This window comes from Phormidesmis priestleyi BC1401 (assembly GCF_001650195.1).
Classification (GTDB): Bacteria; Cyanobacteriota; Cyanobacteriia; order Leptolyngbyales; family Leptolyngbyaceae; genus Phormidesmis_A; species Phormidesmis_A priestleyi_B.
Genome location: NZ_LXYR01000193.1, coordinates 1 through 536, shown reverse-complemented (window position 1 = coordinate 536; position 536 = coordinate 1). Strand labels below are relative to the sequence as shown.

The 536-nt window shown below is 52.6% G+C and carries 1 protein-coding gene; it reads right to left on the bottom strand.

Annotated features, from left to right (window positions below):
- Positions 1 to 2 precede the first annotated feature (2 nt).
- Positions 3 to 536, bottom strand: a 534-nt coding sequence (locus A8707_RS26395; protein ID WP_197485115.1) for an EamA family transporter, incomplete at its 5' end; no start/stop codon positions are given.

Here is a 536-nt window from a genome sequence, read left to right as displayed (position 1 = left end):
CTTTAGGTTTGCGATAGCTTTGACGGCACTCGTGCCAGATTCATCAGGACTACGCCCACGGTGACTAGCCCAATCGCCGCCCACTGCTGCGCTTTTAAGCCATCGCTGAGAATGAGCACGCCTAGAATTGCCGTCACGGCTGGACCACTAGCCCCGATGATAGCGGTCGCAGCGGCACCAATCTCGCGAATGCCAAAATTGTTGAAGAGATAGCCAGTTAAGGTGGCAAGACAAAGCAGCAGTCCTATCACAAGCAGACCAACGTTGAGGCTGATGTGAATGATAAACAGAGCAAAGCCTGACAGTACTAGCCATTCCACTGTAAACACCAGGCTGGTAAAGGTAGCAGGGTTGATCTTGCGAAAGCACGCTTGGGCAATGATCCCTTCCAGGGCAAACATGGCACCAGCACCAATCGCTGCGAATGACCCGAGCGGGTCAGCGGTGGAAAAGGCTGCGAGTGCTTTGGGTAAATCAGTGCCCAAAGCTTCGACCGGGATTTTGAAAGCTAACCAGGCACAACCAAGATAAATCAA